Origin of the sequence: Oscillatoria nigro-viridis PCC 7112, assembly GCF_000317475.1 — a bacterium.
GTDB classification, from domain to species: Bacteria; Cyanobacteriota; Cyanobacteriia; order Cyanobacteriales; family Microcoleaceae; genus Microcoleus; species Microcoleus nigroviridis.
This window is the reverse complement of sequence record NC_019729.1, coordinates 6,354,514-6,379,526: the sequence shown is the minus strand read 5'-3', so window position 1 is coordinate 6,379,526 and position 25,013 is coordinate 6,354,514. Positions and strand designations below refer to the sequence as shown.

General features: G+C 44.3%; 27 protein-coding genes and 1 tRNA gene. 14 read left to right on the top strand and 14 right to left on the bottom strand.

Features of this window, described 5'->3' with window-relative positions; all coding sequences use genetic code 11:
* Positions 1–13: 13 nt before the first annotated feature.
* Positions 14–376, top strand: coding sequence for a hypothetical protein (locus tag OSC7112_RS26650; RefSeq protein ID WP_015178797.1), 363 nt, complete (start codon positions 14–16; stop codon positions 374–376).
* 54 nt (positions 377–430) lie between these two features.
* Entirely contained in the window at positions 431–889 is a 459-nt protein-coding gene (locus OSC7112_RS26645; RefSeq protein ID WP_015178796.1) for a hypothetical protein, read from the top strand.
* 321 nt (positions 890–1,210) lie between these two features.
* Here OSC7112_RS26645 and OSC7112_RS26640 read toward each other — a convergent pair whose 3' ends face one another.
* The 4 genes from OSC7112_RS26640 to OSC7112_RS26625 all read right to left on the bottom strand — a co-directional run bounded on the left by OSC7112_RS26640 (position 1,211) and on the right by OSC7112_RS26625 (position 5,338).
* The gene (locus tag OSC7112_RS26640; protein ID WP_015178795.1) at positions 1,211–2,074 is read right to left on the bottom strand and encodes a CPBP family glutamic-type intramembrane protease; all 864 of its coding nucleotides are present in this window, start codon (positions 2,072–2,074) and stop codon (positions 1,211–1,213) included.
* Between the two features lie 85 nt (positions 2,075–2,159).
* Positions 2,160–3,200 carry a UDP-3-O-(3-hydroxymyristoyl)glucosamine N-acyltransferase gene (gene lpxD / locus OSC7112_RS26635; protein WP_015178794.1) on the bottom strand — a complete coding sequence of 347 codons (1,041 nt, stop codon included), beginning with the start codon at positions 3,198–3,200 and terminating at the stop codon, positions 2,160–2,162.
* A gap of 143 nt (positions 3,201–3,343) precedes the next feature.
* A complete protein-coding gene (locus OSC7112_RS26630) occupies positions 3,344–3,658 on the bottom strand; it encodes a YkvA family protein (protein ID WP_015178793.1) in 315 nt (104 codons plus the stop codon).
* Positions 3,659–4,222: 564 nt separating this feature from the next.
* The gene (locus OSC7112_RS26625) at positions 4,223–5,338 is read right to left on the bottom strand and encodes an SPFH domain-containing protein (protein ID WP_015178792.1); all 1,116 of its coding nucleotides are present in this window, start codon (positions 5,336–5,338) and stop codon (positions 4,223–4,225) included.
* A gap of 318 nt (positions 5,339–5,656) precedes the next feature.
* Here OSC7112_RS26625 and OSC7112_RS26620 point away from each other — a divergent pair, with 318 nt between their 5' ends.
* Together OSC7112_RS26620 and OSC7112_RS26615 are read left to right on the top strand one after the other, a co-directional pair.
* The gene (locus tag OSC7112_RS26620; RefSeq protein WP_015178791.1) at positions 5,657–5,977 is read left to right on the top strand and encodes a DUF433 domain-containing protein; all 321 of its coding nucleotides are present in this window, start codon (positions 5,657–5,659) and stop codon (positions 5,975–5,977) included.
* Complete coding sequence (locus OSC7112_RS26615) at positions 5,970–6,305, top strand: DUF5615 family PIN-like protein (RefSeq protein ID WP_015178790.1); 336 nt, start codon at positions 5,970–5,972, stop codon at positions 6,303–6,305. The genes OSC7112_RS26620 and OSC7112_RS26615 overlap by 8 nt, the downstream gene beginning before the upstream one ends.
* Positions 6,306–6,405: 100 nt before the next feature.
* Here the strand turns inward: OSC7112_RS26615 and OSC7112_RS26610 are convergent, their stop codons facing one another.
* Positions 6,406–8,394 (bottom strand): dynamin family protein, encoded by a 1,989-nt coding sequence (locus tag OSC7112_RS26610; RefSeq protein WP_015178789.1) that lies wholly within the window; start codon positions 8,392–8,394, stop codon positions 6,406–6,408.
* 77 nt (positions 8,395–8,471) lie between these two features.
* Entirely contained in the window at positions 8,472–10,403 is a 1,932-nt protein-coding gene (locus OSC7112_RS26605) for a dynamin family protein (protein ID WP_015178788.1), read from the bottom strand.
* 378 nt (positions 10,404–10,781) lie between these two features.
* Here OSC7112_RS26605 and OSC7112_RS26600 point away from each other — a divergent pair, with 378 nt between their 5' ends.
* Together OSC7112_RS26600 and OSC7112_RS26595 are read left to right on the top strand one after the other, a co-directional pair.
* Positions 10,782–11,312, top strand: coding sequence for a helix-turn-helix transcriptional regulator (locus OSC7112_RS26600; protein ID WP_015178787.1), 531 nt, complete (start codon positions 10,782–10,784; stop codon positions 11,310–11,312).
* Between the two features lie 47 nt (positions 11,313–11,359).
* On the top strand, positions 11,360–11,620 hold the full coding sequence (locus tag OSC7112_RS26595; protein ID WP_015178786.1) for a ribbon-helix-helix domain-containing protein: 261 nt from the start codon (positions 11,360–11,362) through the stop codon (positions 11,618–11,620).
* 20 nt (positions 11,621–11,640) lie between these two features.
* On the opposite strand, the gene OSC7112_RS26590 is transcribed toward OSC7112_RS26595, so the two are convergent.
* From OSC7112_RS26590 to rlmD, 3 genes are all read right to left on the bottom strand, one after another.
* The gene (locus OSC7112_RS26590) at positions 11,641–11,976 is read right to left on the bottom strand and encodes a XisI protein (RefSeq protein ID WP_015178785.1); all 336 of its coding nucleotides are present in this window, start codon (positions 11,974–11,976) and stop codon (positions 11,641–11,643) included.
* Positions 11,964–12,383 carry an element excision factor XisH family protein gene (locus OSC7112_RS26585; RefSeq protein WP_015178784.1) on the bottom strand — a complete coding sequence of 140 codons (420 nt, stop codon included), beginning with the start codon at positions 12,381–12,383 and terminating at the stop codon, positions 11,964–11,966. Before OSC7112_RS26585 ends, OSC7112_RS26590 begins: the two co-directional genes overlap by 13 nt.
* A gap of 149 nt (positions 12,384–12,532) precedes the next feature.
* Positions 12,533–13,945 carry a 23S rRNA (uracil(1939)-C(5))-methyltransferase RlmD gene (rlmD, locus tag OSC7112_RS26580; protein ID WP_015178783.1) on the bottom strand — a complete coding sequence of 471 codons (1,413 nt, stop codon included), beginning with the start codon at positions 13,943–13,945 and terminating at the stop codon, positions 12,533–12,535.
* Between the two features lie 469 nt (positions 13,946–14,414).
* Here rlmD and OSC7112_RS26575 point away from each other — a divergent pair, with 469 nt between their 5' ends.
* On the top strand, positions 14,415–14,900 hold the full coding sequence (locus OSC7112_RS26575) for an allophycocyanin subunit alpha-B (RefSeq protein ID WP_015178782.1): 486 nt from the start codon (positions 14,415–14,417) through the stop codon (positions 14,898–14,900).
* A 239-nt stretch (positions 14,901–15,139) separates the two neighbouring features.
* Here OSC7112_RS26575 and OSC7112_RS26570 read toward each other — a convergent pair whose 3' ends face one another.
* Positions 15,140–15,424: a hypothetical protein gene (locus OSC7112_RS26570; protein ID WP_223300697.1), complete on the bottom strand. Its 285-nt coding sequence runs from the start codon at positions 15,422–15,424 to the stop codon at positions 15,140–15,142.
* A 324-nt stretch (positions 15,425–15,748) separates the two neighbouring features.
* Here OSC7112_RS26570 and OSC7112_RS26565 point away from each other — a divergent pair, with 324 nt between their 5' ends.
* Entirely contained in the window at positions 15,749–16,150 is a 402-nt protein-coding gene (locus OSC7112_RS26565) for a helix-turn-helix domain-containing protein (protein ID WP_015178781.1), read from the top strand.
* 123 nt (positions 16,151–16,273) lie between these two features.
* Here the strand turns inward: OSC7112_RS26565 and mazG are convergent, their stop codons facing one another.
* Positions 16,274–17,098, bottom strand: a complete 825-nt coding sequence (gene mazG, locus OSC7112_RS26560) for a nucleoside triphosphate pyrophosphohydrolase (protein ID WP_015178780.1) — start codon at positions 17,096–17,098, stop codon at positions 16,274–16,276.
* Positions 17,099–17,164: 66 nt separating this feature from the next.
* Entirely contained in the window at positions 17,165–17,794 is a 630-nt protein-coding gene (locus OSC7112_RS26555) for a metal-binding protein (RefSeq protein WP_015178779.1), read from the bottom strand.
* A 72-nt stretch (positions 17,795–17,866) separates the two neighbouring features.
* On the opposite strand from OSC7112_RS26555, the gene OSC7112_RS26550 reads away from it, so the two are divergent.
* The 3 genes from OSC7112_RS26550 (at position 17,867) to ygfZ (ending at position 19,780) form a co-directional block, all read left to right on the top strand.
* Positions 17,867–17,938 (top strand) — tRNA-Val (locus tag OSC7112_RS26550).
* Positions 17,939–18,130: 192 nt separating this feature from the next.
* On the top strand, positions 18,131–18,514 hold the full coding sequence (locus tag OSC7112_RS26545; RefSeq protein ID WP_015178778.1) for a hypothetical protein: 384 nt from the start codon (positions 18,131–18,133) through the stop codon (positions 18,512–18,514).
* 216 nt (positions 18,515–18,730) lie between these two features.
* Positions 18,731–19,780: a CAF17-like 4Fe-4S cluster assembly/insertion protein YgfZ gene (gene ygfZ / locus OSC7112_RS26540; protein WP_015178777.1), complete on the top strand. Its 1,050-nt coding sequence runs from the start codon at positions 18,731–18,733 to the stop codon at positions 19,778–19,780.
* A gap of 221 nt (positions 19,781–20,001) precedes the next feature.
* Here the strand turns inward: ygfZ and OSC7112_RS26535 are convergent, their stop codons facing one another.
* Entirely contained in the window at positions 20,002–20,820 is an 819-nt protein-coding gene (locus tag OSC7112_RS26535; RefSeq protein WP_015178776.1) for an FkbM family methyltransferase, read from the bottom strand.
* Positions 20,821–20,974: 154 nt separating this feature from the next.
* Positions 20,975–21,481: a hypothetical protein gene (locus tag OSC7112_RS26530; protein ID WP_015178775.1), complete on the bottom strand. Its 507-nt coding sequence runs from the start codon at positions 21,479–21,481 to the stop codon at positions 20,975–20,977.
* Positions 21,482–21,591: 110 nt separating this feature from the next.
* On the opposite strand from OSC7112_RS26530, the gene OSC7112_RS26525 reads away from it, so the two are divergent.
* The 3 genes from OSC7112_RS26525 to OSC7112_RS26515 all read left to right on the top strand — a co-directional run bounded on the left by OSC7112_RS26525 (position 21,592) and on the right by OSC7112_RS26515 (position 24,964).
* The gene (locus OSC7112_RS26525; RefSeq protein ID WP_510182596.1) at positions 21,592–21,861 is read left to right on the top strand and encodes a DUF8620 family protein; all 270 of its coding nucleotides are present in this window, start codon (positions 21,592–21,594) and stop codon (positions 21,859–21,861) included.
* Positions 21,862–22,174: 313 nt separating this feature from the next.
* The gene (locus OSC7112_RS26520) at positions 22,175–23,257 is read left to right on the top strand and encodes an ATP-dependent 6-phosphofructokinase (RefSeq protein WP_015178773.1); all 1,083 of its coding nucleotides are present in this window, start codon (positions 22,175–22,177) and stop codon (positions 23,255–23,257) included.
* A gap of 258 nt (positions 23,258–23,515) precedes the next feature.
* A complete protein-coding gene (locus tag OSC7112_RS26515) occupies positions 23,516–24,964 on the top strand; it encodes a YcjF family protein (RefSeq protein ID WP_015178772.1) in 1,449 nt (482 codons plus the stop codon).
* The last annotated feature ends 49 nt before the right edge of the window (positions 24,965–25,013 follow it).

The following is a 25,013-nucleotide window of genomic DNA, read 5'->3' as shown; positions in this document are numbered from 1 at the left end:
ATAGGAGGAACAGATGGAGAGCGAATTGATTGGAGAGGTTAAATTACGCAACTGCCACCTCGTCTACCGTGAAGGCTCAAACTATCGAGTAGATGTGATTAAGACTCAAAGACCTACAATCGTATTTACAAAAAACATTACTTGTGAAGTAGTGGAGTATTTGTACAATCAACTCAAGGGACATCAAGTTAATAAAGATGAAGCAGCCAATGTCCTCAAACCAGTGGCCAGCCAGTTAGATTTACCTTACAGCTACGGGCATCAACTTTCCTATTATACGCAAGAGGTTTTAGTGGTACTTGTGGCGATAGGAAGAGCAAGTTTGAGTCAACAAATAGGTCGAGGTTGTTGTTATACAATTCTTCGGACGTGCTAAATCATAAAACGAGGCGATATAATAGCTTTTCCGAACCGCCAATAGACAATAAATATGAAATCTAATCAAGTCATCCAAATCAGCGGTACACCCGGTCAAATTGTGGGGATTGTTCCAGTTCAAAGTAATGGCACAATTGCGGTTAAATTAGTTGGCGAAATGTTACAAATCAGCTCGGAATCTTTTTTCGGATTAGAAACAAAAGAAGTGTTTATTCCGATTGAGGATGTTAGAGCAATTGAAACAGGAGAGGGTTGTACTTGGTGGCTGTTTTGGTTAGGAATTCCGACTCTCAGTATTTTTATCGGTGTTGTCTTTATTATTCTTGCCTTCATTGTCAAACAGCGCTATCTGACTATTTACAGCAGTCGGGTTAACGTGATAGTATTTCACAGGAAGGGAGAAAAAGTGGCTCAGTTTAGAACTGGTGTTTTAGAGGCTCGCTATTCTAAGTCTCTGGCGATCGCTAAACCGCCAATGCCACCACCGCCATCGCGTCCTTTGAATATTTGAGTCAAGAGAGTAGATATCATATCTAATTCGCGCTTCGCAAGTCGGGCGTAAAATCGAGTCAACATTCAACACTCAAGCATCATTGATTTTTGCGATCCAGAGTTAACGGTTAACAGTCAACAGTCAACTATTATCAGGAGTGCAACCGGAATTGATATCATAATCCAAATGTCCTGAGTTTATGGTGCTCAGCAAAATAAAAATTCTCGTGGTGCGGGCCCCATATCTCGGATGAGGAAGACGCTTATACTATCATTTATACCACAAATTCAGGAGAGCCAATCTTTTCTAAGAAACCGGATTTTTTAGGGTAAGTCTTATTTAAATTAACAAAAGCACGGCTGCTGTTACTAGCAATAACAAAATTCCGGCTGCACCTGCTAGGGGTTTCGCTGCTATTCCTGTAATCCATTCCGGTGCCCTGCCTGTGGGATTAATTGCGCCTTCTGTATCTACGGTAGTTATACCCCAAATCCAAGCTGCGTGAATGCCGATCGCCAATCCTAAACTGCCGTTGTCGGCGATGCGGGCTAATGTTAAAACCATGCCCATCAGCCACAATCCGGGCAGTTGCGGTAGAGTTTCTTTGGCGGCCCAAATTAGATGGGCGATCGCGAAAATGAAACTGGCGATCGCTGCTGCAATTAGCACTGAGTAATCTTGCTGGAGGATTGTTTGCAAGCAGCCGCGAAAGATTAACTCTTCTGTGGCGCTGATCCACAGTCCTAATAACAGAGTCAGCAGACTAGCAGGGTTAAAAATTAAAGTCCAAAAATTTATTTGTTTTTCGCCTGTTTCGGTGGAATTTTCGCTTTTTTTTATATCGAGCCAGCCTGCGGTTAATTGCAGACCGAATAAAAATACTAAGCTGATTATTCCTAATCCTAATCCCCGCATTAATGACATCAAAACTGCGGGTTGCCAATCCCAACCCCAGTTAGTAAAAGATGTGTTTTCGATCCAACTTGTCGCCCATAAAATGAAGGGGACAATCAGGTATAGGGAAGCTAGTAAAGGTAATTTTTTGTTTCCCAGGGGTTGGGGCGGATGCCATTTGAGGGCGATCGCCAGCACGATCGCTGCGGGAAGCCACACAACAATCCAAGTTGAGAAAAACAAGATTATTTTGACAATTGCTGGTATTGACGGCGACAGCAATCGCAGGTTAGTTATACTATTCCACATTTAATGGGTTGCAACTATAATACTGTTGGCTGTTGACTGTTAACTGTTAACTAATGACTGCTGACTGCTGCCAACTGCCAATTGACTACCGATCGAGCTTGCGCTGAATTTGCCTCAGAGACTGGTACATTTCGGGCAAGCGGTTGTAGATTGCTGCGGCTTTGAGAAATAGTTTGTGGGGAATTGCTGGAACGCCCGTCACGATCGCACCTGCAGGCACGTCGTTGTGAATTCCAGCTTTAGCAGTGGCGATCGCCCCATCTCCGATTTTGGCTTGATTGGCAATTCCTACTTGACCTGCCAAAATTACATTGTTGCCAATTTTTACTCCCCCAGCCATGCCGACGTGAGCGGCAAACGCACAATTTTTCCCGACTTGACAGCCGTGACCTACCTGTACTAAATTGTCGATTTTTGTATTTTGGCCGATGCGGGTTTCTCCGACAGCGGGCCTGTCGATCGTGCTGTTGCAGCCAACCTCAACGCCCTCTTCTAATACAGTGCAGCCAGACTGCTCCATTTTCACCCACCCGGAGGCTGTCGGCACGAACCCAAAACCTTCGGAACCGATCGCCGCACCGCTGTGAATCACGCAATTTGCCCCGATGCGAGTACGTTCGTGAATGACACAATTAGCGTGTAAAACTGTGCCGGCGCCTATTTCCGCATCAGGGTAAATTACGACATTTGGGTGAATGCAAACGTTGCTGCCAATTTTGACTTTTGCTTGAATAACGGCGTGGGGGCCGATATAGACATTTTCACCAATTTCTGCTGAGGGGTGAACGACGGCTGAGGGATGAATTTCCGATGCTGGGCGAAACGGTTGATAGAAAATGGCGATGGTTTCAGCAAACAGCAATCGCGGATCTGCTGCGGCAATCCAAGCAATGTTGCGATCGGTACATTGAGCTTGGAGGCTTTCATCTAAGGGTAAAATTAAAGCCGAAGCATTTGTAGTGGCTGTATGAACGGCAAATTTAGCACCTTCTATGTAACTTATAGTACCGGGTGCAGCTTCATCAACAGGGGCCGCGCCTGTAATTTCCGGATCGGTAGCAGCCGACGCTGTGAGGGTGCGACTGGTGGCTAAGTTAAGTTTTTCTACTATTTCGCTAAACTTCATCTATAAAAATTTGTTGTTAGCACAGATGGATCATAGTTAAAATTACCAGCTTTGGAGCACGATCTGAGCAGTTACCATTTAAAAAACAAGAACCCCGATTTCTTGAAGAAGTCGGGGTTGTAGCGATCGATTATTTTTGGCAATTATTGTACAGAAACTGCATCTACGTCAACGGTGCTGCCTTTGGCTTCAGAAGGGCTGCCGGTGGCTTCGGATGCTGAAGCTGTCTCTGTTTGGCGGGATTTAAAGTAGTCGATCGCCATTTGGGACACTTCCGAAATCAGCAAGACTGCAATGGCCACATCGTCAATTTGTCCGACGACGGGGAGAAAGTCTGGGGCAATGTCGATCGGGCTTACCAGATATGCCAGGGTTCCCAGAATAATCCACCAGCGGTATTTGGGGTTGCGGAGGGTGTCGCGGTACCAGTTGTAAACAGATTGTATAGAAAAGCTCATGGGGTTGTCCTCTACTTATATTTTCAATCTTGACAAATTGTCGCTCGAAATGGTTGTGGAGATATCCCCCCTAGGGTTGGCAAGAGACTTCTACCTGGGAGTATAGGGAATTGGGGAGGGAGAAGTTGTCAATCGATTTTAGATTTGAGATTTTAGATTTTAGATTAAAGAATTGAAGCATTGACTTGCGCGAGATAAATACGTTCGGCAAGTTTATCGGATACAGGTTTTTTATGTATGGACGGATGAATACCGGGGCTTGTATCCTGGATGCTTGATTGTCAAGCTGTGTTGAAAGGGCGGGGACTCTTGGTAACGCCCCTACAGAAACCTGACTGATGAAAGCCGATGGAATTTATCTGCGTTTATCTGCGTTTATCTGCGGTTTAAAAAAACATTCATATTGACGGTAGATTCGGAATCTATTACTTGTATATCGTGATTAAAGCAAGTTACTCAAATTGGGATTTTTTAACCGCAGATGTCAGCAGATAAACACAGATGAACGCTGATGGGGTTTATCTGTGTTTATCTGCTGTTTAAAAACATCTTCATATTTGTCACTCACGAATTTTGAAAGATCCATTTTTGGTCGCCGATCGCAATTTCGCAACCATTTGGCAGCCAAAAAGGCTCGTTAGCAGCCAGCCTCTGCCCACCCACAAAAGTGCCGTTGGAACTGCCGCTATCGACAAGCTGATATCGCTGTTTGCCAAGTTCGTCAGTGGCCCGGCGGATTTGAGCGTGGTAGCGCGAACTTTGCGGATCTTGCAATACTAAAGTGTTGGTTGGTTCGCGTCCAATTGTAAAGGGATTGGCTGTTAGGGCGATCGCCTCTCCAGAAAGTTTGTAGATTAAATATGCGGTTGTTTTGCGATCGCTGCTTGCGAGTACGGTTGGTGCAAGTTGGGGAGGATTTCTCCCAGGAGGGAGGCTGTTTTGAGCAAGTTGTTGTGTCAGTTGTTGTAAATCTCGATCGAACCCTGCTGCTGTGTCAGAAGCTGGAAGACTCGCAGGAGAATTACCTGAAATTAAGTTTAACTGCTGTACGGGAGATTGAGGAACGATCGGACGGCCTGCTTCGGCAATTCTCATTTGCAGGGCGGCGGCATTTTCTGCTTCTTGTCGGGCACTCATTCCCTCAACTTGGCGAATAACTCCGTTGGTTTCGGGAAAGCTGACATCGCCAATTCGCACGTCTTCTAAGTTGAAACCTAGGGTATAAAAATCTTGGACGCGATCGAGCAAATTTTGGCGCAGCAACAGCCGTCCTTGACTGATAAGCTGTTGTAGGGGTATTTGCCCGATCGCTAATCCCATACAATCCTTAACTGCACTTGCTAAAACAGCTAGAGGATCGGACAATTCCAAAGCTACTCGTTTCGGATCTATAACTTGATAAATAACAGTCAGAGTGGCATCAATTAAAAATCGATCCTTAGACAAAAAATCTCCGTGCGACTGTACCTCCAAATTGCGGAGTTTGGTGTCTACGATGACAATTTGACACTGTTCTAGCAGGGGAAGGGCGAAGCTGAAATGCCGCCCGGATTTTAGGGTACGCACGACGCGGCCGTTTTTGACCAACAAACCCGTGTAACCCGCCCCTATAAAGTCCATACTAAACCCGGCCCAGCGTTCTGGAGTCACGGTTTGAATCAGGGGAGAAGCGTTGTTCATGGGAGGGAGTTGAGGGAGGGGAGATTCTATTTTTAGGGTAACAAATTGCTGGGGGCGAGCGATCGGGCGGTGTGCCGGTTCGGCAACCTCTATTCTATACTTCTGGACTCCCCCCGATTCAGGCCGGACTGGATCTAGTTTGCATCTAGTTGGTGGTGAGGGCGATCGAAATACTGTTCGTAGGGTGCGTCAGATCCTTCAAACCGGTTGAAATCGAAAGAATTAATGTCTAACGCACCCTACAATTTGGTTTAACTGTGACTATTTGTGCTAATATTAAAGAGCTTAAAAATTACCAATTAATAGCCTTTAACTATAATGTCTAAGGAATCCGTCATCACAGAACATATCGAAATTACGCCTGGGGTACTTGGTGGTAAGCCACGCATTGCTGGTCATCGAATTGCTGTAGCACACATCGCCGAAATGTATCTGAAAATGGGAATTTCTATAGAAGAAATTGCCGGCAAGTATGACTTACCACTTGCCTCAGTTCATGCAGCAATGACCTATTATTACGATCGTCGAGAAGAAATCGATCGTCACACTGCTGAAAGTCGAGCTATTGTGGAAGAATTAAAGCGTAATAGTCCACCATCTCCGTTACAAGAAAAATTGAGGGCAATTAGAGGTGAGTGAGCAAATTCGTTTTCATTTAGACGAACATATTGACTCTAATATTGCGCGCGGTTTACGTCGTTACGGGATAGATGTGACGACAACAGTTGATGCAGGGTTGCGTACTAAAAGCGATGAGTCACACCTAGCGTTTATTCGCGAAGAGCAGCGCGTGATATTAACTCACAATGACGATTTTTTAATTATGGCAAGCGATACCACAGATTATCCGGGGATTGTCTATTGTCCTCCTAATTCTCGTTTTGTTGGCGAGATTATCCGTAGTTTTATTTTAATTTATGAAGTGTATGCGCCTGAAGAAATGATGGGGAGGATTGAATATATTTGACATGATTTTAAGGCGATCGCACTTTCGGAAAATAAGGGCGATCGCACTTTAAGATTGAGGAGGGGAGAGGGGCTATCGCTCTGGGAAAAACAAAAAACTGCTACATCTGAGCAACTTGTCTCATCAACTCATTCAGTTCCCCATCAATAGCATTTAATTGCTCCGAGAGCAATTTTAACTCCTGAATCTTTTGGTCAACATTGACTTGACCTTTTTGCTTTTCAGCCAAAATTGAGTTAACTTGAGTCCGAACACTTTGAATCTCGCTACCAAGTCCTCCATCTACACCGTCCTCAATTTCTTTAATCTTAGCTGCAACAGCATTAGCTACTTCATTTGGCTGGTTTGATGCTTGCAATGTAGATCCATATTCTTTGCCTACTTGTTGTTTAACCTTATCGTTAATTCCGTTAACCTTAATAAAGGCTTGTAGTGTACTACTACCAAATATTGCTGGAATTAATACCCAAGGATTGAGTCCAGCAAACGCTATTGTTACTGCAACGGTAGCAATTTGAGGAATCAGACTCTTGAGCATTTCTTTGTAGCCAAATAACCCTCCTATCGCGGCTGAACCATAGTCCATGAATACAAAACCAGCAATACCAGAGAGAATGCGATTAATAGGAGAAATTTTAGTGTCTTCTACTTCTACATCTAGTTTTGATATCTTAGTTCCAGAAACCTCAACACGCACTCGATCTAAATCGGAGAAAAAATTACCTGCCTTGTCTTCTAATTCTCGGAATAGATCGTCCAAACGGCTTCCCAAAAAAGGCTGTAACTCGTGACGTTGCCATTGGGTAAACTCTTTCTCTACTTTGCTAGAAAGATATTGAGTTACCTCTTCGACAACTCTTTTAGCTGCCGCTTCCATGTTGAAGATATCTTTAGAGAATAGTTTTACGCTTTCTTGGATTGTATATTCACTCACCCAGTCATCAAGTTTTTCATTGACTTTATTGAGAAGCTCGCGAGCTTTACCCCGAACTAACTCTTTAATATCTTCGCGGAAGTTCGATATCCGTCTAACTATGCTTTCACGCTCCTTTTCTAGGGATCGCAATGACTCTTGAGCATCAGCATAGCGTTTTTCCAAAGTTTGCAAATCAGTTCTCAGCATCGATTCTCGCTGAGGAATAATTTTTCTGGATTCCTCAACAGACATTCGGAAAATCTTTTCTGAACGAACAATTTTTACCCGCCCTCTTTCCTTAGCTAAAAATGTTGCTAGTGCTTGCTCTACAAGTTCTATACCAGAAGCCTTAATCCGGTTCACATCGTTCTCTAAATAACCTTCCAAAGCATCCACAGCCGTGATGAAAAAGATACCCTTGGTTCCTTGTTTGGTTAGATTACTAAACTGAGATAAGCCGTGTTGTCTGACTCGCTCTTGCTCTTCTTTTCTGCGAATATCATTGAAGCGATTGCAGATAAAAAAGATATCCTCATGACCGCAATTACTCAACAGTTCAATCATCTTCTGTTCAGAAATTGAAGGACCAAGTTGTTCGCAAGACAGAACAAAAAGCACAGCATCGACTCTTGACAAGTAATCTACCGTGACTTGCTGGCGTACTTCATTTTCATTGAGTCCGGGAGAATCAATAATTTCTACACCATTGCGACAAAGTTCTAAAGGCCAAAATAATTCCACCTTTTCATAGGGGCTTTCTTGGCCTTCTTTTTTACCAGAGTCTTTAATAACAACATACTCCTCAATTTTGTCCACAGGTATTTCCTGGGGCGGTCGCGGTGAACCAGAAGCAGGCTTTTTGTGATATAGCATCGCTTTCTGCTTATCTCCCCATTTAACTTCATTGATGATTGCAGTAGTTGGGGTTGAATAAGCAGGTAGCACTTCTTGTCGCAACAAAGCATTAATAAAAGTGCTTTTTCCCCGCTTAAACTCACCCACTACAAGCACTTTGAAGCCATCGGTTAAAATTCGCTCCTCTAGCTTACAAATATTTGCTTCTGTTTCGGTCATGTTAAGAGAATGTAACACATCTATTTGCTGCTTTACTAAAACAGCTAGGGCGTTACGTTTTTGTTGAAATAACTGATATTGTCGATCGTTAGAGTTCATAGTAGTCTCCTTTTGACTATTAGATAGAGTTAGCCAGTGAGATTAGAGAGATTGAGTTAGGTAACTGATTTAATACATCAACGTAAATTGACTTTTATTTGCAGTTGCCTTCGCTCAATCTCCGCTAAGTCAGCTTGAATGGTCGCTTGCAACTGTGTCAATCGCTGCAATTCCATTTTTTGTTCGTTCAACATACCATCTACAACAGATTTGTAGTGAGTAATGTAAGCATTAATCCGCTGATTGATGGCTGTCTTCAGATTGTCTGCATCTTTCTTTACTGTTGGTTGCACCTGTTGTTTGATTTCAGCAAAACAGTTATAAATTTTAGGTCGAATTTCATTCCAAATCTTTTGCTTGCGATCGTCAAGTAAACCACGAAATACATGAGAAAAAAAGCCTGCCATTGCATTACCAAAATTTGAACTATTGAGTTGTTGTGCAGAAGAAATAACTGAATATGTATTGATTGAAATATTACTACTGGCGAACACCGAATTAGTTTCAACACGCCCACCTAATGCTTGTAAGCTTCGATAGACTTCAGTAAATTTTTTATCAAAATATTGCCCAACTTCCTGTGCAGACTGAGAAAGATTATGGCATTCATTTTGAATACTATCACTTAGTAAGTTTTGTTGATCTCGTAAAATTGTCGCAACCTTAGTATTAACAACATACTTGAGACCGTCCCAATCACTTGCGCCAAAAATAGCTTCTTTTACTTTAGCAGTAGTTCGATCTCTAAAAGTGTCAACATGATCGTTGATTTTATTTTCCGAGCGACTAGCAGTTCTATCGATCATATTAATACACTCTCTATATTGTTGATTTTTAAAAAATTCAATGTCTTGAATCGTTTCTTTCTGAATTTTAGATTCTTTTTCCTTGTATTGATTCCATTGAGATTGTAAATAACTTTTGATTTGATTAAATAGCTGACCAAATAAACCTTGGATATTTTCACTAATAATTGCGTTCCGTTCAGCTTTTAAGCGTTCTATGATTTCAACCTGCATTTGCGTAAATTGCTCGATCCAAAATTCCGGGTTATTTACTGCTTGCTGCTCTCCTGTGACATCATCTATAACAACCTGAGCAGAACATGAATACAATTTATTAGGATTAACTTCTAGCTGATCTACCAATCTCTCTCTCACATTAGCCAACATTCTATTATGTTCTCTCTGGCGAATTTGATCCATGCGGCTAACAACAAATATACAGCGATCTAGCGAAGATTGTATTGTCGAGCTCAAAAATTCCGCCAAAGTGTCACTTACAGGTTGTGTAGCAGGAATTATAACAATAGCAACATCAGCTTCATTTTCTACAATTTCTCGTGTAATTTGTGCGTGTCTGGTATTGGTAGCATTAGTACCAGGTAGGTCAATAATCACGATATTATTTTGTAGAAAAGTGGCTGGATGATTAATATTAACATCAATAACTTCTTTAGCTATCTCTTCTTCAGACGTAACTTTGTGAATAAACTCCCTAATATCTATACCCTTAGCCCTAATGTCTTCAGATGTAATTATATTTGTAAGATTATTTGATATGTTAAAAAGGCTGAATAAAAAAGCAACGACATCATTAAAAAAAACTTCAATAGCAGTTATTATGTCAAAGTCTAAACCTAAACTATCGAGAAATCTAATAATAGCTGATATCGCATTTCTAGCCCAAAATCTTCTGGGTTTAATTATTTCTGGAACTTGCCTAAAATTTATTTCTATGTTAATTTCTTGACCATAGCGTAATCTAGTAGCAGCAGCAGTTGTCACTAAAGCTGATGTTTTCAGCAAATTATCACGGAGTAAGGCATTGATAAAGGTACTCTTACCACTAGAAAATTCTCCAATCACTGCTAAATAAAGATTTGGATCGTTTTGTCTTTGCTGAATGCGCTGGATTAGCTGACGTAACCCATCTCTTTGAGATTGGGGAAGTTGCGATCGCTCAATTACATTCTCGGCAAATTGTATATGGTCATCATAATTATTCATATTACTATCCGTTCAATTTTTGATACAGAAAAGCGTGTATTGCCCGATCGCACTCACCCCAAATAGATACCGCAACGCCTAAGCATCCAGTACCAACTCAGTCCCGCACCAAGCAAAATCTTCCTCCTATATATGTATTCGGCTTCAATCCCGAATTTTTACGCAGAATTTGGCGTATTGTTACAAATCTTTACACTAGCCCATTAACCGCTGCTGTATCTGCACCCTAAACTCTTGACACATAGCCCGCTCTTTTTACAGCAGAGCGATCGCCACACCGGTTTCAGCAATGATAAACTAAGTTATACTCAGATAGCAACTAGCCAAAGCTATAATTTTAGTTAGGCTTTAGCTATCAACTAAGCGAGACATACTGCGATGACATCCAGCGACGAGATGTTTGCCGAAGCTGCGAATAACTGGGACTTGGAAAGGCTCTACAAAGCTATGGCAGAAGCCAAGTGGCAAGTATCTCCTCGTGCCAGAAAGGGACTTACAGAACGAGAAAAGCTTTTTCTCCGAGGTTTGCTCTGCGGTCACAGTCCTGCGGAAATAGCTAGCCAACTCCATCAAAGTCGTAAAGGTGTTGAGGTTTATGTATCTAAAACTTTATATCAATACTTCAAAAAAATTACAGATGTACCTAACGAAAAGGTAAGCAACTGGAGAAATATTCATAACTGGCTAGAGGAAGCTGGATATAAAACTATGCCCTCTGTTAAATCTCACTCAAGCAATTATTCACCCCAAATTCCGTTAGTAAACATAGTTAACATAGGTTTGAATAATCAAACTCATACCATAACAATTGACATTCACCTCCAACTAACATTACCTTCGCTTTCAGAAGCAACAATGACAGAAGACATGGATACAAAAGATCGCCCCTCAACAAACCAATCTAACTGAAGGGCGATCGCCTACAATAGAATAAACACCCCCTCATCTCAAACACCATGCAAATTGTTTTGCCACCTGAAGCCGAAGCCCTCATACAGCGCCAACTCACCAGCGGCAAATACAACAGCGCGATCGACGTTATCCTTGCAGCCATTAAACTACTCAAACAACAGCAAGATATTTATCAAGGACGACTGCAAGAACTCCAACAAGACGCACTGATTGGACATCTTGCATCCCAACGCGGTGAAGTCGCAGACGGTGCAACCGCAATGGCACAAATTCGAGCTAATTTGCGATCGCGCGATCGAGAGTAAAACAGAATTTCCTAAACAGCCTAAGCGACACCATAGCTCGTAAACTGTCTTGCATAGGGAGGCTGAAGCCCCAAAACAATATCCTCCCGCGCCACACCCATCAGCACTAACTCCTGAGCAATCAGTTCATCGGTTTGATTGCGTTGAATCCAGACTTTCCCATCTCTGATGTCTAAGTGGATCGGGCAACTATAAATCCGATTGTGACCGTCCCAACCTAAATCTACTATCTGATAATGGTCATGTTCTGTGTCAAACAATACCTGGATTTCAATGTCGTCATTGATCGGTTTAGTCTTGCTATATTCCATCAAGAAAGTGCGAACAATTTGCCGATATTTAGCTAATCTATCCATTCTACAATCACCTCATTAGTAGGGTCGTATACTAACAACTTTAAATCGTACTCAGCTATCGCCGCTTGGGGCAAAGCACGAGAGAAAAATGAATTATAAGCAGCGATCGGAACTGCCAAATAGAGCGATCGATCTGGCTCCAAATTTCTGAGTGCTAGTCGATAATTCAAAAATTGACCGAGGGCTAGGTGGAAATCAAACATAGCTGATTCACTCAGAAAGCTTTTAACTTCCACCGCAATCTTCTGCACACCTCGCTCTGCGGCTAAAAGCTGTTCCGCCCCCAAGTCAATCCTGAGCCGATCGTCTTCGCTAAACTTTAGCTTCAGCGGATCGTGGGTAATTACCCAATTATCCTTCAGGAGAGCGGATTTCACAGACTCATGGAAAACATCCCTAGCCGACATAAACTTTACTCAAAGACCTAGTTTCCATTCTCTCCAAACCCACGCACTTAGGAACTTAGCACAAATAGTATTATAACACTCAACCAAAATGCCAAGAATCAAATAAGCGCGATCGCCCTTTCATTCCCAAAAACCGATCGCCCTTTCATTCACCGCACCAAAAACGCCGCACACTCAACATGAGAAGTCTGAGGAAAGAAATCCGCCGGCTGCACTCGCGCTAACTTATAATCCCCATTTTCGCACAAAATCTTCAGGTCGCGAGCCAAAGTAGCAGGCTTGCAGCTAACATAAACAATACGATTTGGTTTGATTTCCTCGATCGCTTCCAAAACCGCGCGATCGCACCCTTTCCTCGGCGGATCTAGCAGCACAATATCCGGTGTCAATCCCAAGGAAGGCAGCAAACTCTCTACAGTTCCTACCTGAAACTCGACATTTCTCACGTCATTTAACTCAGCATTTAATTGGGCTTGTTCGATCGCCGCCGCTTGCACTTCTAGACCTATGGCTATTTTTACTTGTTTTGCCAGGGGTAAAGTAAAAGTACCAATTCCGCAGAAAGCATCAACCAAAACCTCGTTTCCCTGCAAATTCAATTCTCCTACCATCACCTCTAACAACGCTTCAGCCGCCTCTGTATTTACCTGAAAAAAAGTATCGGCTCTTAGCTGAAAATTCATCCCAGCAAAGCTTTCTCGCAGATAAGAACGACCCGCAACGCAGCGAGTTTCGGTACCAAAAATCACATTAGTTTGAGCGGGATTTATATTCAAACAAACCCCTGCCAGTTGAGGATATTGTTTCAGCCACTCTGATGCTTGCTCTTCGATTCCCGGCAAGTCTCCAGTCCGAACTATTAAAGTTAGCAGCATCTCGCCGGTGCGCCGTCCGATCCGCAAGGACAAGTGACGCAATTCTCCTGTATGTTTCTTTTCGTCGTAGACTTGCCAATCCCGCCAGTGGATGTCTTCTTTGACTTCTTTTAACAAAGGATTGAGGCGCGGGTCTTGCACCGGACACTGATTGAGATTGACTAATTTGTGGGTGCTTTTTTGATAGTAACCTGCTTGGACTTGACCTGTCGCAGATATTGCGACTGGATAAGTCGCTTTGTTGCGGTATCCCAAAAATTGGGGAAATCCCTCGATTTTTCCCGTTAAGATTTCATCAACTGGCGGATTGCTAAATCCGCCAATCCGTTCTAACGCTTGAGTGATTTGATTTTGCTTGGCTGCAAGCTGATATTGATAATTTACGTGCTGCCACTGACAGCCGCCGCACTTGTCGGCGACAATGCAGTTAGCTCGAATGCGGTGTTCGGAGGTTTCCAGAAGTGTGTCCAGCTTGCCTGTAGCATAGGTGGATTTGACTTGCACGAGGCGGACAAGGACTCGATCGCCCGTCACGGTATCGGGCACAAAGACTACTAACTCGCCAAAACGACCAACTCCGTCGCCGGTGTCTGTCAAGTCAGTAATCTCTATCTCAATCAGTTGACCTTGCTGGCAAGGGTTTGCCAATTTCGTCGAGTTTGGGGTGGGGAATTTAGATTTGGTCACAAGTAGTCGTGGTAGGATTTAATATGGTAATGCAATATCGCTCTCTCTTTCCTGAGATAAGTCGTAGCGAAGCGGGGCGTAAGCCATCGCACTCAAGCTCAATTGCAGGCTGTCTTCCTGCTGCTGAACGTCTTGCTGATAAAGCCAAGCTTCAACCGGGGAGTCTAGCTTGTCGCGAGTTGCCTCGATCCCGTCGGTGCGATAGGCTGTTGGGGCGATGTAGCAAAAACTCGTTAAACAGTCAAAGTGTCTGCCGACATCAAAACTCTCACTCGCAGTTTTTGAGTTTTTCCCGCAGTACCTTGGAACACAAGGAAACTGGCTTGAACATCAAGCATAACGCTTGGGGAGATTTACCCTCTACTTCTAGGATTGATAAATGTTAGGAGCAAGGCGAGTCTACGAACCAAGAATCCCGTCGCCAACAGATGGGAATGTTTATTAATGTTATCCTCAAATTTGAATAACAATGAGCGTAGTTAGCCAATTAATTCTCCAAGCCGACGACGAACTTCGTTATCCCAGTACCGGCGAACTCCAAAGTATCAATGATTTCTTTAAAACCGGAGAACAGCGGGTGCGTATTGCTACTGCGCTGTCTGATAGTGAGAAGAAAATTGTTGAAGAAGCTAGTAAAAAACTCTGGAAAAAACGACCTGACTTTATCTCTCCTGGGGGCAATGCTTACGGCCAGCGCGAACGGGCTTTGTGTCTGCGCGATTACGGCTGGTACTTGCGCCTGATTACCTACGGTATCTTGGCGGGTGACAAGGAGCCGATCGAAAGCATCGGTTTGATTGGCGTTCGGGAAATGTATAATTCTCTGGGCGTTCCTGTTCCTGGCATGGTCGAAGCTATCCGCTGTTTGAAGGAAGCTTCTTTGGCTTTGCTCAATCAGGATGATGCTAAGGAAGCAGCTCCTTATTTTGATTATATCGCTCAGGCAATGTCTTAATTGCTTTGGCGATTGCTTTCATGGATGTGGCGGAGCATTCGCGGGTGATTTTTGGGGTGATTCGATCTCGCAATTGCTCGCAAATGTTTCGCTTCTGTTTTGGGCAAGGAAGAGTTGACAGTTGACAGTTGACAGTTGACAGTTGACAGTTGACAGAATCAAAGGCAAGGTTTGAGTAATTAACAGCGTCCTCACGGTTGGGTGCGGTTGCTAGTGTTAGGAAATCTGCTTGATTTCTGCTAGGAAGCAATGCAGTTTGAGCTTTCCCAGATTTCGAGAATGTCTTGTCTTTCAATGCACATTTGAACTAAAAAGTCAATGGTTTTTGGAAGAGATTGTTTTTGAAATTTCCGGCTGTCGTAGTGAATGGATGTTTTGATCTGCGAGAGTTCGGAAAGGGTGGGGCAGGTTTGGATGTGATGGGCGATCCTCTTCGAGGGCTTCGCTAACGCATTTTGCCATTCTTCCAGCCTGCGGTAGCTGACAAACAGGCCGCCTCTATCCCGCCGGTGGACGAAAACCACGAAAGCCCATGATTCGACTCGCTTAATCAGGTTTTGGCTGATTTTGAGCAGTTGGGCGATGGCTACGCCCCGGCTTACGCCTACGACCTGACGGTGATGCGGAGCTTTTTCGAGGGTTGGATGCGGCGAAACAGTGCTGTCATGGCTGTATACTCAGGGTTTGAGAGGCAAGTTCTGTTGAGAGTCAATTACATATTACTAGATCGGAGTCTTATTGCACTTGTGCAAAGAGATTTAATTTAAACTTCTTAAGCTCAGATGTTGCTCGTGGAACCCTCAATCATTGATGCTGTGCTAGTTTGAGAGTTAACGTAGGTGGGAAAAATGTCAGGACTCTCTAACAAGGCTGTGGTAGATAATCGGCAGGAATTGCGTCCCGTTCGCTTCACGGAAACGGGGCGGATGCGTTTGGGGAAGATTTTAAAAGCAGCAAGACAGACAACAGGCTGGTCTGTCAGCGAAACAGAGTTCAAAACAAAGGGATATGAAGAGGCGCTGTTCACAGCTACAAATCAACCCGTACCCAAAGATGTGGGTATCAGTGCCGCAACAGTCAACCGTTACGAACGCGGGAAGCTGGATAATTTGGATTGGCGATCGCTCTCTCTGTTATGCTTTGTTCTCAAGCCGATCGATCCGGTGACAGGGCAGGCCCTGGAACCGACAAATGCTTTATATATCGCGTGCGAACATCCGCCGTACAATGATGCCAAGCTCTACGAGTAGTTGATATCTGAACTGATTAAACCAAATTAGTTAGATTTGGAGTTTTTAACCGCAGAGAGCGCAGAGGGCGCAGAGAAGGAGAAAAGAGAGAGATTTATCATTCTGATACCAACGGATTTGATATTAAGCATCGCCCTTTTGAGCCACTATAGCTTTAGCATGCTGCCAAATTGCTTCTATTTCTTCCACCGGATAATCGGACAAAGGTCGATCGCAGTTGGCTTCAACTAAGGCAAACCGCTGCACAAACCGCTGATTCGTTCCCTGCAAAGCAGCCGACGGATCTAAATCGTACCAGCGAGCTAATTGAATCAACACAAACATAATATCTCCCAATTCCGACTGCTGCGCTGCCTTATCCTCGTGTTTGAGAGCGTGTTCAAATTCTGCCATTTCTTCGTGAAATTTATCCCAAACGCCCTCTACACTGTCCCAATCAAAACTCACTTCCGCAGCTTTTTGAGAGATTTTCATCCCGGCGGCGATCGGCGGCAAAGTGCTGGCATAACGGCTCATTTTCGAGGCTAAAGTTGGCGGCTTTTCTGAAGTTTCACCTTTTTCTGCTGCTTTGATTTTTTCCCAGTTTTCGTTAACTTCATCGACGCTGTTAATCTCGACATCGCCGAAGACATGGGGATGGCGCCGAATCAGTTTTTCGGTAATGCCCGCAGCGATTTCGGCGAAGGTAAACTGATTCGATTCGCTGGCAATTTGAGCTTGTAAAACTACCTGTAACAATAAGTCGCCCAATTCTTCGACGATCGCATCTTTATCTCCTTTGCGAATCGCGTCGGCGGTTTCATAAGCTTCTTCGATTATGTGGGGAATTAGAGTTTGGGGAGTTTGGGCTAAATCCCAAGGACATCCGCCGTCTGGCGATCGCAATTTAGCCACAACTTCTATGAGTTCTTCGAGTGCTGTGAGCGATCGACTTTCAGAATTAGACATAATAATTTACCTTTTATATCAACCGCCAAGACGGTTATAACGTTGTTACTCCCACAATTGATTTTATTACTTCTTCCTTCTTCCTTCTTCCTTCTTCCTTCTTCCTTCTGCTATGGATTTGCTAGATGTGCGAGTGGGAGCTTTGATTTTGGGCCTCTTAATTGTCTTAGGAGGGCGCAACCCGCTCAATCCTTTCTTTTTGAATCTTTTGTAAGCCGAGCCGCCCCAATCGCTCAGATAGTGGCTCATAGCGCCCAATTCTAGACCGATGTAAACGGCTAAAATTTCGATGTGGTGTTCCCAGATCGATCGACCGCAACTCAAAACCACATCCTGCCAATTCCCGCCTAAGTTCCCGACTTTTTCGGCAATTGCCAATCCCAACACTCCGAAAACCGCGATCCAGATAGCGAGGTACAAGATTCGCAAAGCAGTGCCGATCAGAGGGCCGTGGGACAAAAAAGAGCGGTGGCGCAGGCTTTTTTGGTACGGGAGCCAAATCGGTTTGAACCATCCCCAGCGCTGATACTGGCAGGAGTAGATATCCAAGTCGGGCCCAAACATCAGCCCGCCGAATAAGAAACTGCCGGAAACGAGCAAAGTCAGGTTGCTGCTCTGAGTCTGGCCAAAGGTGAGGGCTGCCACAGCGGGCAAACTCCACATGGTTATTCGATCGTGGGTGCGGCCAGAGGGCATTTAAAGTTTAGGATTTTTTTTACTTGATCTTTCTGAGTTACTGTGATATGATAAATCCTTGTGAGTGCAATTGGGTGATTAGCTCAGTGGTAGAGCGCCTGCTTTACACGCAGGATGCCGTAGGTTCAAATCCTACATTACCCATCCGATAACTCAATATCAACAGTTTCAGCCGTTTTTAGCCGTCAAGCCGAGAACGGCTGTTACTGTTGCTGTTGACGGTTGACTTTTGAATTTGGTGAGGACTAAATTTAACATTCTGTGGCGAATGTCTCAAAAGTTGGCACCCAATGCTAGAAAATTAATTTATTGATTTTCTTTTTTAGAACCCTGTATATGAAGCCTAAAATAACTAGCCCGATCGCGTGGCAGCAAGCTGAACTGCTCATGCAGCCGGCGATGATTCGAGTGCTCGACAACATCCGCAAACAATTAGAGGAGTCAGTTTGGACGGGTACTTATCAAGAAGTGCAGATTCCAATTCCTGGTTATCAACTACTTTTAGAGCTTCAAGGCGAGCAAAGATGCCTCGATATTTGGGAACTTTGCTATCGAGTCTGCTTTGTCAACTACCAGCCCGGCCACACTCACATCCAAAGCCAAGAAGTTGTAATTGATACTAGCTTGATTGATGATGAGACTGGCGATGTAGATTGGAATCGTCTTGATGCTAAAGCCAGCCAATTAATTCAAGAAATATTCGCTAATTTGGGTAATTAGTTATTGGTTATTTGTTATTGGTTATTGGTAGCAGCTAACAAATAATATCGTTTCCGGTGGCATCGGAGTAAGATATTTGGATAATGTCAGCGCTCACGTCGTGCCCGATCGCACGCTGATAATTCCGCTCCCACCGGATTTGATATAACAAATAACCAATAACAAATAACCAATAACAAGAGTCAACAGTCAACAGTTAACAGTCAACAAAATCTTATGATTCAAGAATTGCACGACATTCAAGCAGCGGCAGGTGCTACTTTTGCAGAGTTAACAACCAAAGAAATTGTGCCAGTCAGTTTTGGTAACGACGCAGAAGCGATCGCAGCAACGAAACAAGGTGTGGCTTTGTACGATCGCACTCACTGGGGACGCATTCAAATCTCAGACAGCGATCGCCTCCGGTTCTTGCACAATCAAAGTACCAATAACTTCAATATACTCAAACCCGGTCAAGGTTGCGATACCGTTTTCGTCACATCCACCGCCCGGACGATCGACCTCGCCACCGCTTACGCTACAGAAGATGCCGTACTGCTGCTAGTTTCGCCCAACCGCCGCCGCCAACTACTGGAATTGCTCGATCGCTATATTTTCCCAATGGATCGCGTCGAGTTAACAGATTTAACCGATACAACTGTTGCTTTCAGTTTCCTCGGCCCGGAAAGCACTCAACTATTAGACAAAATCGGAGTTACCGAACTAGAAAATCAACCTTACGCTACCCACAAATTGATACATTTTGCAGGTAGGGAAGTCCGAGTTGCGGTGGGTAGCGGTTTAGCAACTCTCGGATACACGTTAATTGCACAAGCTTGCGATGCAGCCAATTTGTGGCAGGAATTAGTCAAAGCTGGGGCCGTACCGATGGGCGATCGAGTTTGGGAACAACTGCGAATCGAACAAGGACGCCCCGCCCCCGATTTTGAACTCACAGACGATTACAACCCCCTAGAAGCCCGTCTTTTACACACGATTACCTATGACAAAGGCTGCTACATCGGTCAAGAAACAATTGCCCGGTTGAACACCTACAAAGGAGTCAAACAGCAACTTTGGGGCGTTCAGTTGAGCGGTGCGGTTGAACCCGGAACAACAGTCACAATCGAGGAGGAAAAAGTCGGCAAACTCACCAGTTTTACGGAAACTGAATCTGGCTTTTTTGGTCTTGCTTACATCCGCACAAAAGCGGGCGGCGAAGGACTGAAAGTGCAAGTCGGATCGGTGTCAGGGGAAGTAGTAAACGTGCCTTTTTTAAGTTTGTAAGCTTGGGAGGACTCATATTTGTAAAAACCCTTCTTCTGACTCCTGACTTCTGACTCCTAACTCCAATTTCTAGCTGGGTTGCTTTCATTTAGATGCTCCCGTTATACTCGACATCATAAGCTAGCTCAGTATTTAAATTGCACGTCAATAAATAATCAAACTCTTGTGGGCCGTTGCTCCGACGCCGCCCCAAGTATGCAGTTTAAATGCACAATAGCTGATTAAATGATGACATAATCTTCGCCCAAAACAGCTTGAGTGACCTGTGGTTCCGGCTCTACTGGGTCGCTGTAATGAGTCTCAATGTGTTTGATGAAACTTTCCCGATAAGCTTTGAGATGCGAGTTCAGTGCTTCGATATCCTGCTCTCCTGTCGCGTAACCCCTCTCTCTTCTGAAGTGACCGGATTCCTTAACAAAAGCCATGTCAACTTGCCACAAAGCTGAATCAACCGGGCGATATGACAAATCAACTATATCGTAAGCTGCGAATCCTTGGGACTTCATAAAACTCATTACATCATACATCTGACCGAACAAAGTAACTTCTACAATTACATATTCTGTCTGCTGCAAAATCTCAGTTGCTCCCGCTAAAACATCTAATTCCTGTCCGTCTACATCAACTTTAATTAAATAGGGCCCTGGCAAGTTTCTTTCCCTGCATATTCCATCTAGGGTAATTGCTGGTATGTTTCTCAAATAAGGATCGCTGCTGTTAGTAACGCGATTTTCAGAAATTGAAGAATGTACCATACCGGGACTGACGTTGAGGGTTAAAACTCCCGCTTCTTTGGTCGCTGCAGCAATAATGTATTCTGCACTTTTGAGCTTGCGGCAAATTTTTGCGAGATAAGGTTCATTTTCGGCGATGGGTTCAATTAGCAAATGTCGCGAATTTGGGAAAGTTTCGTAAAGGTTAAAAGTTCCCAAGGCGGCACCGACATCAATCACAGTTCCTGGTTGAAAACCTAATTTTTTAGCCAGCAGCAAGCTGCCTGACATCGAGTTTCTGAGAATTCCTGTTTGTTGTTGGCTCACAATTTTTTCCTGATTTCAATGTGGATCAAGTTAATATTATGTCTGGCAGCAGAGTTATTGTATGTCCGAATAAAGAAACTCAGCAATCGCCGACGTTTGCGATTGCTTCGTGTCGGATGGCAATGACAGAAATATGTTTTAACGTAACCTCCTACTATTTCGCAGGTTTCTGCGCCTTGTTTTCCGGTTCGACAGATTGCAAAGCTTCGTCGAGAATTGCCCGCGCTTCTTCGGCTTTACTTCTAGCTTCTCGATAGCGGACGTTAGCTTGAGCAAAGTTTTTGAGAACCTTGAAACCATCTTTCAAACGACCAATTTCCTCGGCAGTCACAGCCTCATCTGTAAACAAAATGTCGATCGCCGCCCGGATTTTGAGTGCTTCTTCGCGGGATTCCATGACTTTCAATTTGAGACTTGCCAAATTGCTCAAAATCTGGACGGCTTCAGTAATCGCGTCCTCGCCGTCAGACGCAGCATCTTCGATATCCTTAACTTCAACAAACTGCTTGGGCCCAAATCCCTCCACGAGTTCCGTAGGCAGCTTTCCCTCATCCATGAGATCCATCAGCCGATCCATCGCTTCTTCGCGGGCTTTGGCTGAATCTTTCCCTCTGACAGTTAAAATAATTTCGGGGCTTTGAGGAAGTGTATAGCGAACCATATTTTGACAGCCTGTGCGCGAAAACAATTGAATGATATTTTATCTTTATTCGATCGCCAGTTGCAGCTATCAATCCGCTCCATTACCAACCGCTTGCCAAAACTTGACACATATACACTCAAAAGGAACCCTCCACAATGAAAGATAAATTTCTTAACTTGCTCAACTTGATTTTAGTAGCTGATGTATTTTTCGTCTTTGCCAGTTTTGCGTGGTTTGCGATCGCAGTAGCGGGTCGATCGACCGGGGTGAATCTCGGTTTTGATTTGTGGTACAGTCTCTGGCAGCCCGTATTTAATCCCGCCCTGGGAATTCTGATGGGCGGTGCTATTCTCAGCGGTATAATTAACCAAGTTTCTAAACGCCTCAATCCCAAGTAAAATTGATGTTTTGTTGGAAACGGTGATTGGCGGTGCTACTTTGTTGGCGATCGAACTTGTGGGATGCGTCAGAGATGAGGCACTCAATGAGGTCGATGCAGCTTGAAAATACAATAAGTAGTCACAAACGAGTGAAACGCTCCCCAAAGAAGCGATATCTTATGAAGCAATCACAAAAGTTATAATAGCTTTACATTCTGTTACAGAGTAAAGTTTATTTTTTCCTACCTATTTTCGTCGAAAATCAGGATTGGACGATCGGGCTCTAGAAAGCTCAACTCATATTCGGAGTAACAAAAGTCGAGCATTAATTATGGGAGAACAAAAATGTATCGGTATCCTCACTAGCGGAGGTGACTGTGCAGGCTTAAACGCAGTTATTCGAGCCGTTGTCTACCGCGCAACGGGAACTTACAATTGGAAAGTGATGGGGATTCGTCAAGCCACCAACGGATTGATGAGTCGTCCCCCTGAAGCAATTCCCTTGGATATTGAGAAAGTAGACTCGTGGCTCACCATTGGCGGTACGATGCTAGGCACGACAAATAAGGGCGACCCTTTTGCTTTCCCGATGCCGGATGGGACTGTACGCGATCGTTCTGACGACATTATCGAAGGCTATCATCAACTAGGTCTGGATGCCTTAATTGGAATTGGTGGCGACGGCAGTCTCGCCATTCTCAGGAAGATTGCTCAACACGGCAATTTGAATTTAGTTGCTATTCCTAAAACTATTGATAATGATGTCGGAATTACCGAGCGTTCCATCGGTTTTGATACTGCTGTCAATATTGCCACTGAAGCACTCGACCGCTTGCATTTTACTGCGGCCAGTCACAGTCGCGTCATGATTGTTGAAGTCATGGGACGCGACGCCGGACATATTGCGATCAGTGCCGGAATTTCTGGGGGAGCTGATATAATTCTGATTCCCGAAATCCCTTACACAATTGCCAAAATCTGTGCCACAATCCAAGAACGCCAAGACCGGGGAAAAAACTACTGTTTAATTGTAGTAGCGGAGGCAGTTCGCACTGAAGAAGGCGAGTTAATGATGCACACAAATCGCTTAGGTCAAAGTCGATTAGGCGGAATTGGTCAGTATTTAGCTGATACAATTTCTGACTGCAGCGGTGCAGAAACTCGCGTCACCGTTTTGGGACACACTCAACGCGGGGGAACACCTTCACCGCTAGAAAGATTAGTTGCTTCTGCTTTTGGCGTGGCAGCAGTTGATTTAATTGCCGAAGAGAAATACGACTGCATGGTATCTTGGCAAAAGCGGGAAGTTGTGAGCGTTCCCCTGGAAAAGGCGATCGCCAGATACAGTCCTGTAGAATTCAATGGTACTCTGGTTAAAACTGCCCGCGGTTTGGGAATTTGTCTGGGAGACTAAACAATTACCCGTCCGATTTCTCAAAGATTAACAGTTTGTAGTAAGGACTTGACTGCTTTATTTCCCAACTCAATAGCAAAGACTAAACTCCTTACTACAAACATTTTGCAATTCTGGAAAAGGTTTAGGGTGTAATCCGCCCAAAAGCCCGATCGCCCGCCTGCCAGTTTGGATGCCGCAGAGGTACGATGGAATATAGGGAGGGAGGCCAAGCCCGCGAAGGTTAAGCTTGGCGGCAATACCCACAGGAAGGGAAAAATGACACTTAACTTGCGACGACCGATTTTGATAGGCGGAATAGGACTTTCAGCAGCGCTGTGGCTGCTGGAAACTCTACAGCATTCGGGTTCAGAAATGGGCGAAACGGCACTCATCGGCTTGGCGGCTGCCGGTGCGGGGTATTGGTGGTGGAAACAACAATCCCCCAAACTAGAACTCGCACTCCCCGAACCCCTGGCGAACCGGGAAGCCGCCGAAAAAGCGATCGCGACTTCCGAAGCCGCCATTAAATTGCTGGCTTCAGAAGCTCAAAACTCCGCCGCTCCTGCTAATCTAACAGCAAAGCTCGATCGGCTCAGAACCGAATTAGACAGACAAGATTTGCGGATTACCGTCACTGGGGGCAAAGCTGTCGGGAAAACTACCTTAATTCAAGTTTTAAATTCTAATTGGGCATCTCAACACCCGCAAAAGCTTAGCATACAAGAAACATCACCGCTGTTTGCTAATAGCAATGCCGATGGCAAAATCGGCGGTGATTTAGTGCTGTTTGTGACAGCGGGCGACATCACAGATTCCGAATTTAAAACATTATCTCAGCTAGCTTCAGCAGGTCAGCGCGTGCTGCTAGTCTGGAACAAACAAGACCAATATTTGCCAGAACAGCAGTCGCAGGTTTTGCACTCTTTGCAGCAGAAAATGCAAGGAATATTGGGAACAAAAGATATAATTGCGATCGCAGCTTCTCCCAATTCTATTAAAGTGCGCCAGCACCAAGCGGACGGCACATTTAAAGAACGCATTGAAAATCAAGTCTCTCAACTCGACGCGCTGACGGAAAGATTGACTAAAATCTTAACTGAAGAACGGCAACAGTTGGTCTGGGCGAGTGCAGTGCGCGAATCTGCAAGTATCAAGTTAGAGGCAAAAATATTCTTAAATGCAGTCAGGCGCGATCGGGCAATTCCCATTATCGAACAATATCAGTACATCGCCGCCGCCGCCGTCTTTACTAACCCGGTTCCCGCTTTAGACTTGCTAGCAACAACCGCCATCAGCACCCAACTCGTAATCGACCTCGGCGCTATCTACCAGCAAAAGTTTTCCTTAGACCAAGCTAAGACAGTAGCGGCAACTTTGGCAAGTCAAATGTTAAAATTGGGATTAGTAGAACTGTCAACTCAAACTATTTCTGGACTGCTGAAAAGCAATGCCGTCACCTATGTAGCAGGAGGCGCGGTTCAGGGAATTAGTGCAGCATATTTTACCAGAATAGCTGGACTGAGTTTAGTTGAATATTTCCAAAGTCGAGAAGGGGAAAATGCTGCAATAGGCATTTTAAATATCGACCAGTTGACTAAAACTTTACAAGCAGTATTTACGCAAAATCAGCAAGTTTCCTTCTTGCAATCTTTCATCAACCAAGTAGCGAGTCGCCTTTCATCTCAGGTATCTGCGCCCGAAACAGTTAAGTCGGCGGCCAATTAAGTAAAATAAAGGAACAGGTCGGAAAGCCTGTTCCACAAGACAGTTTTTT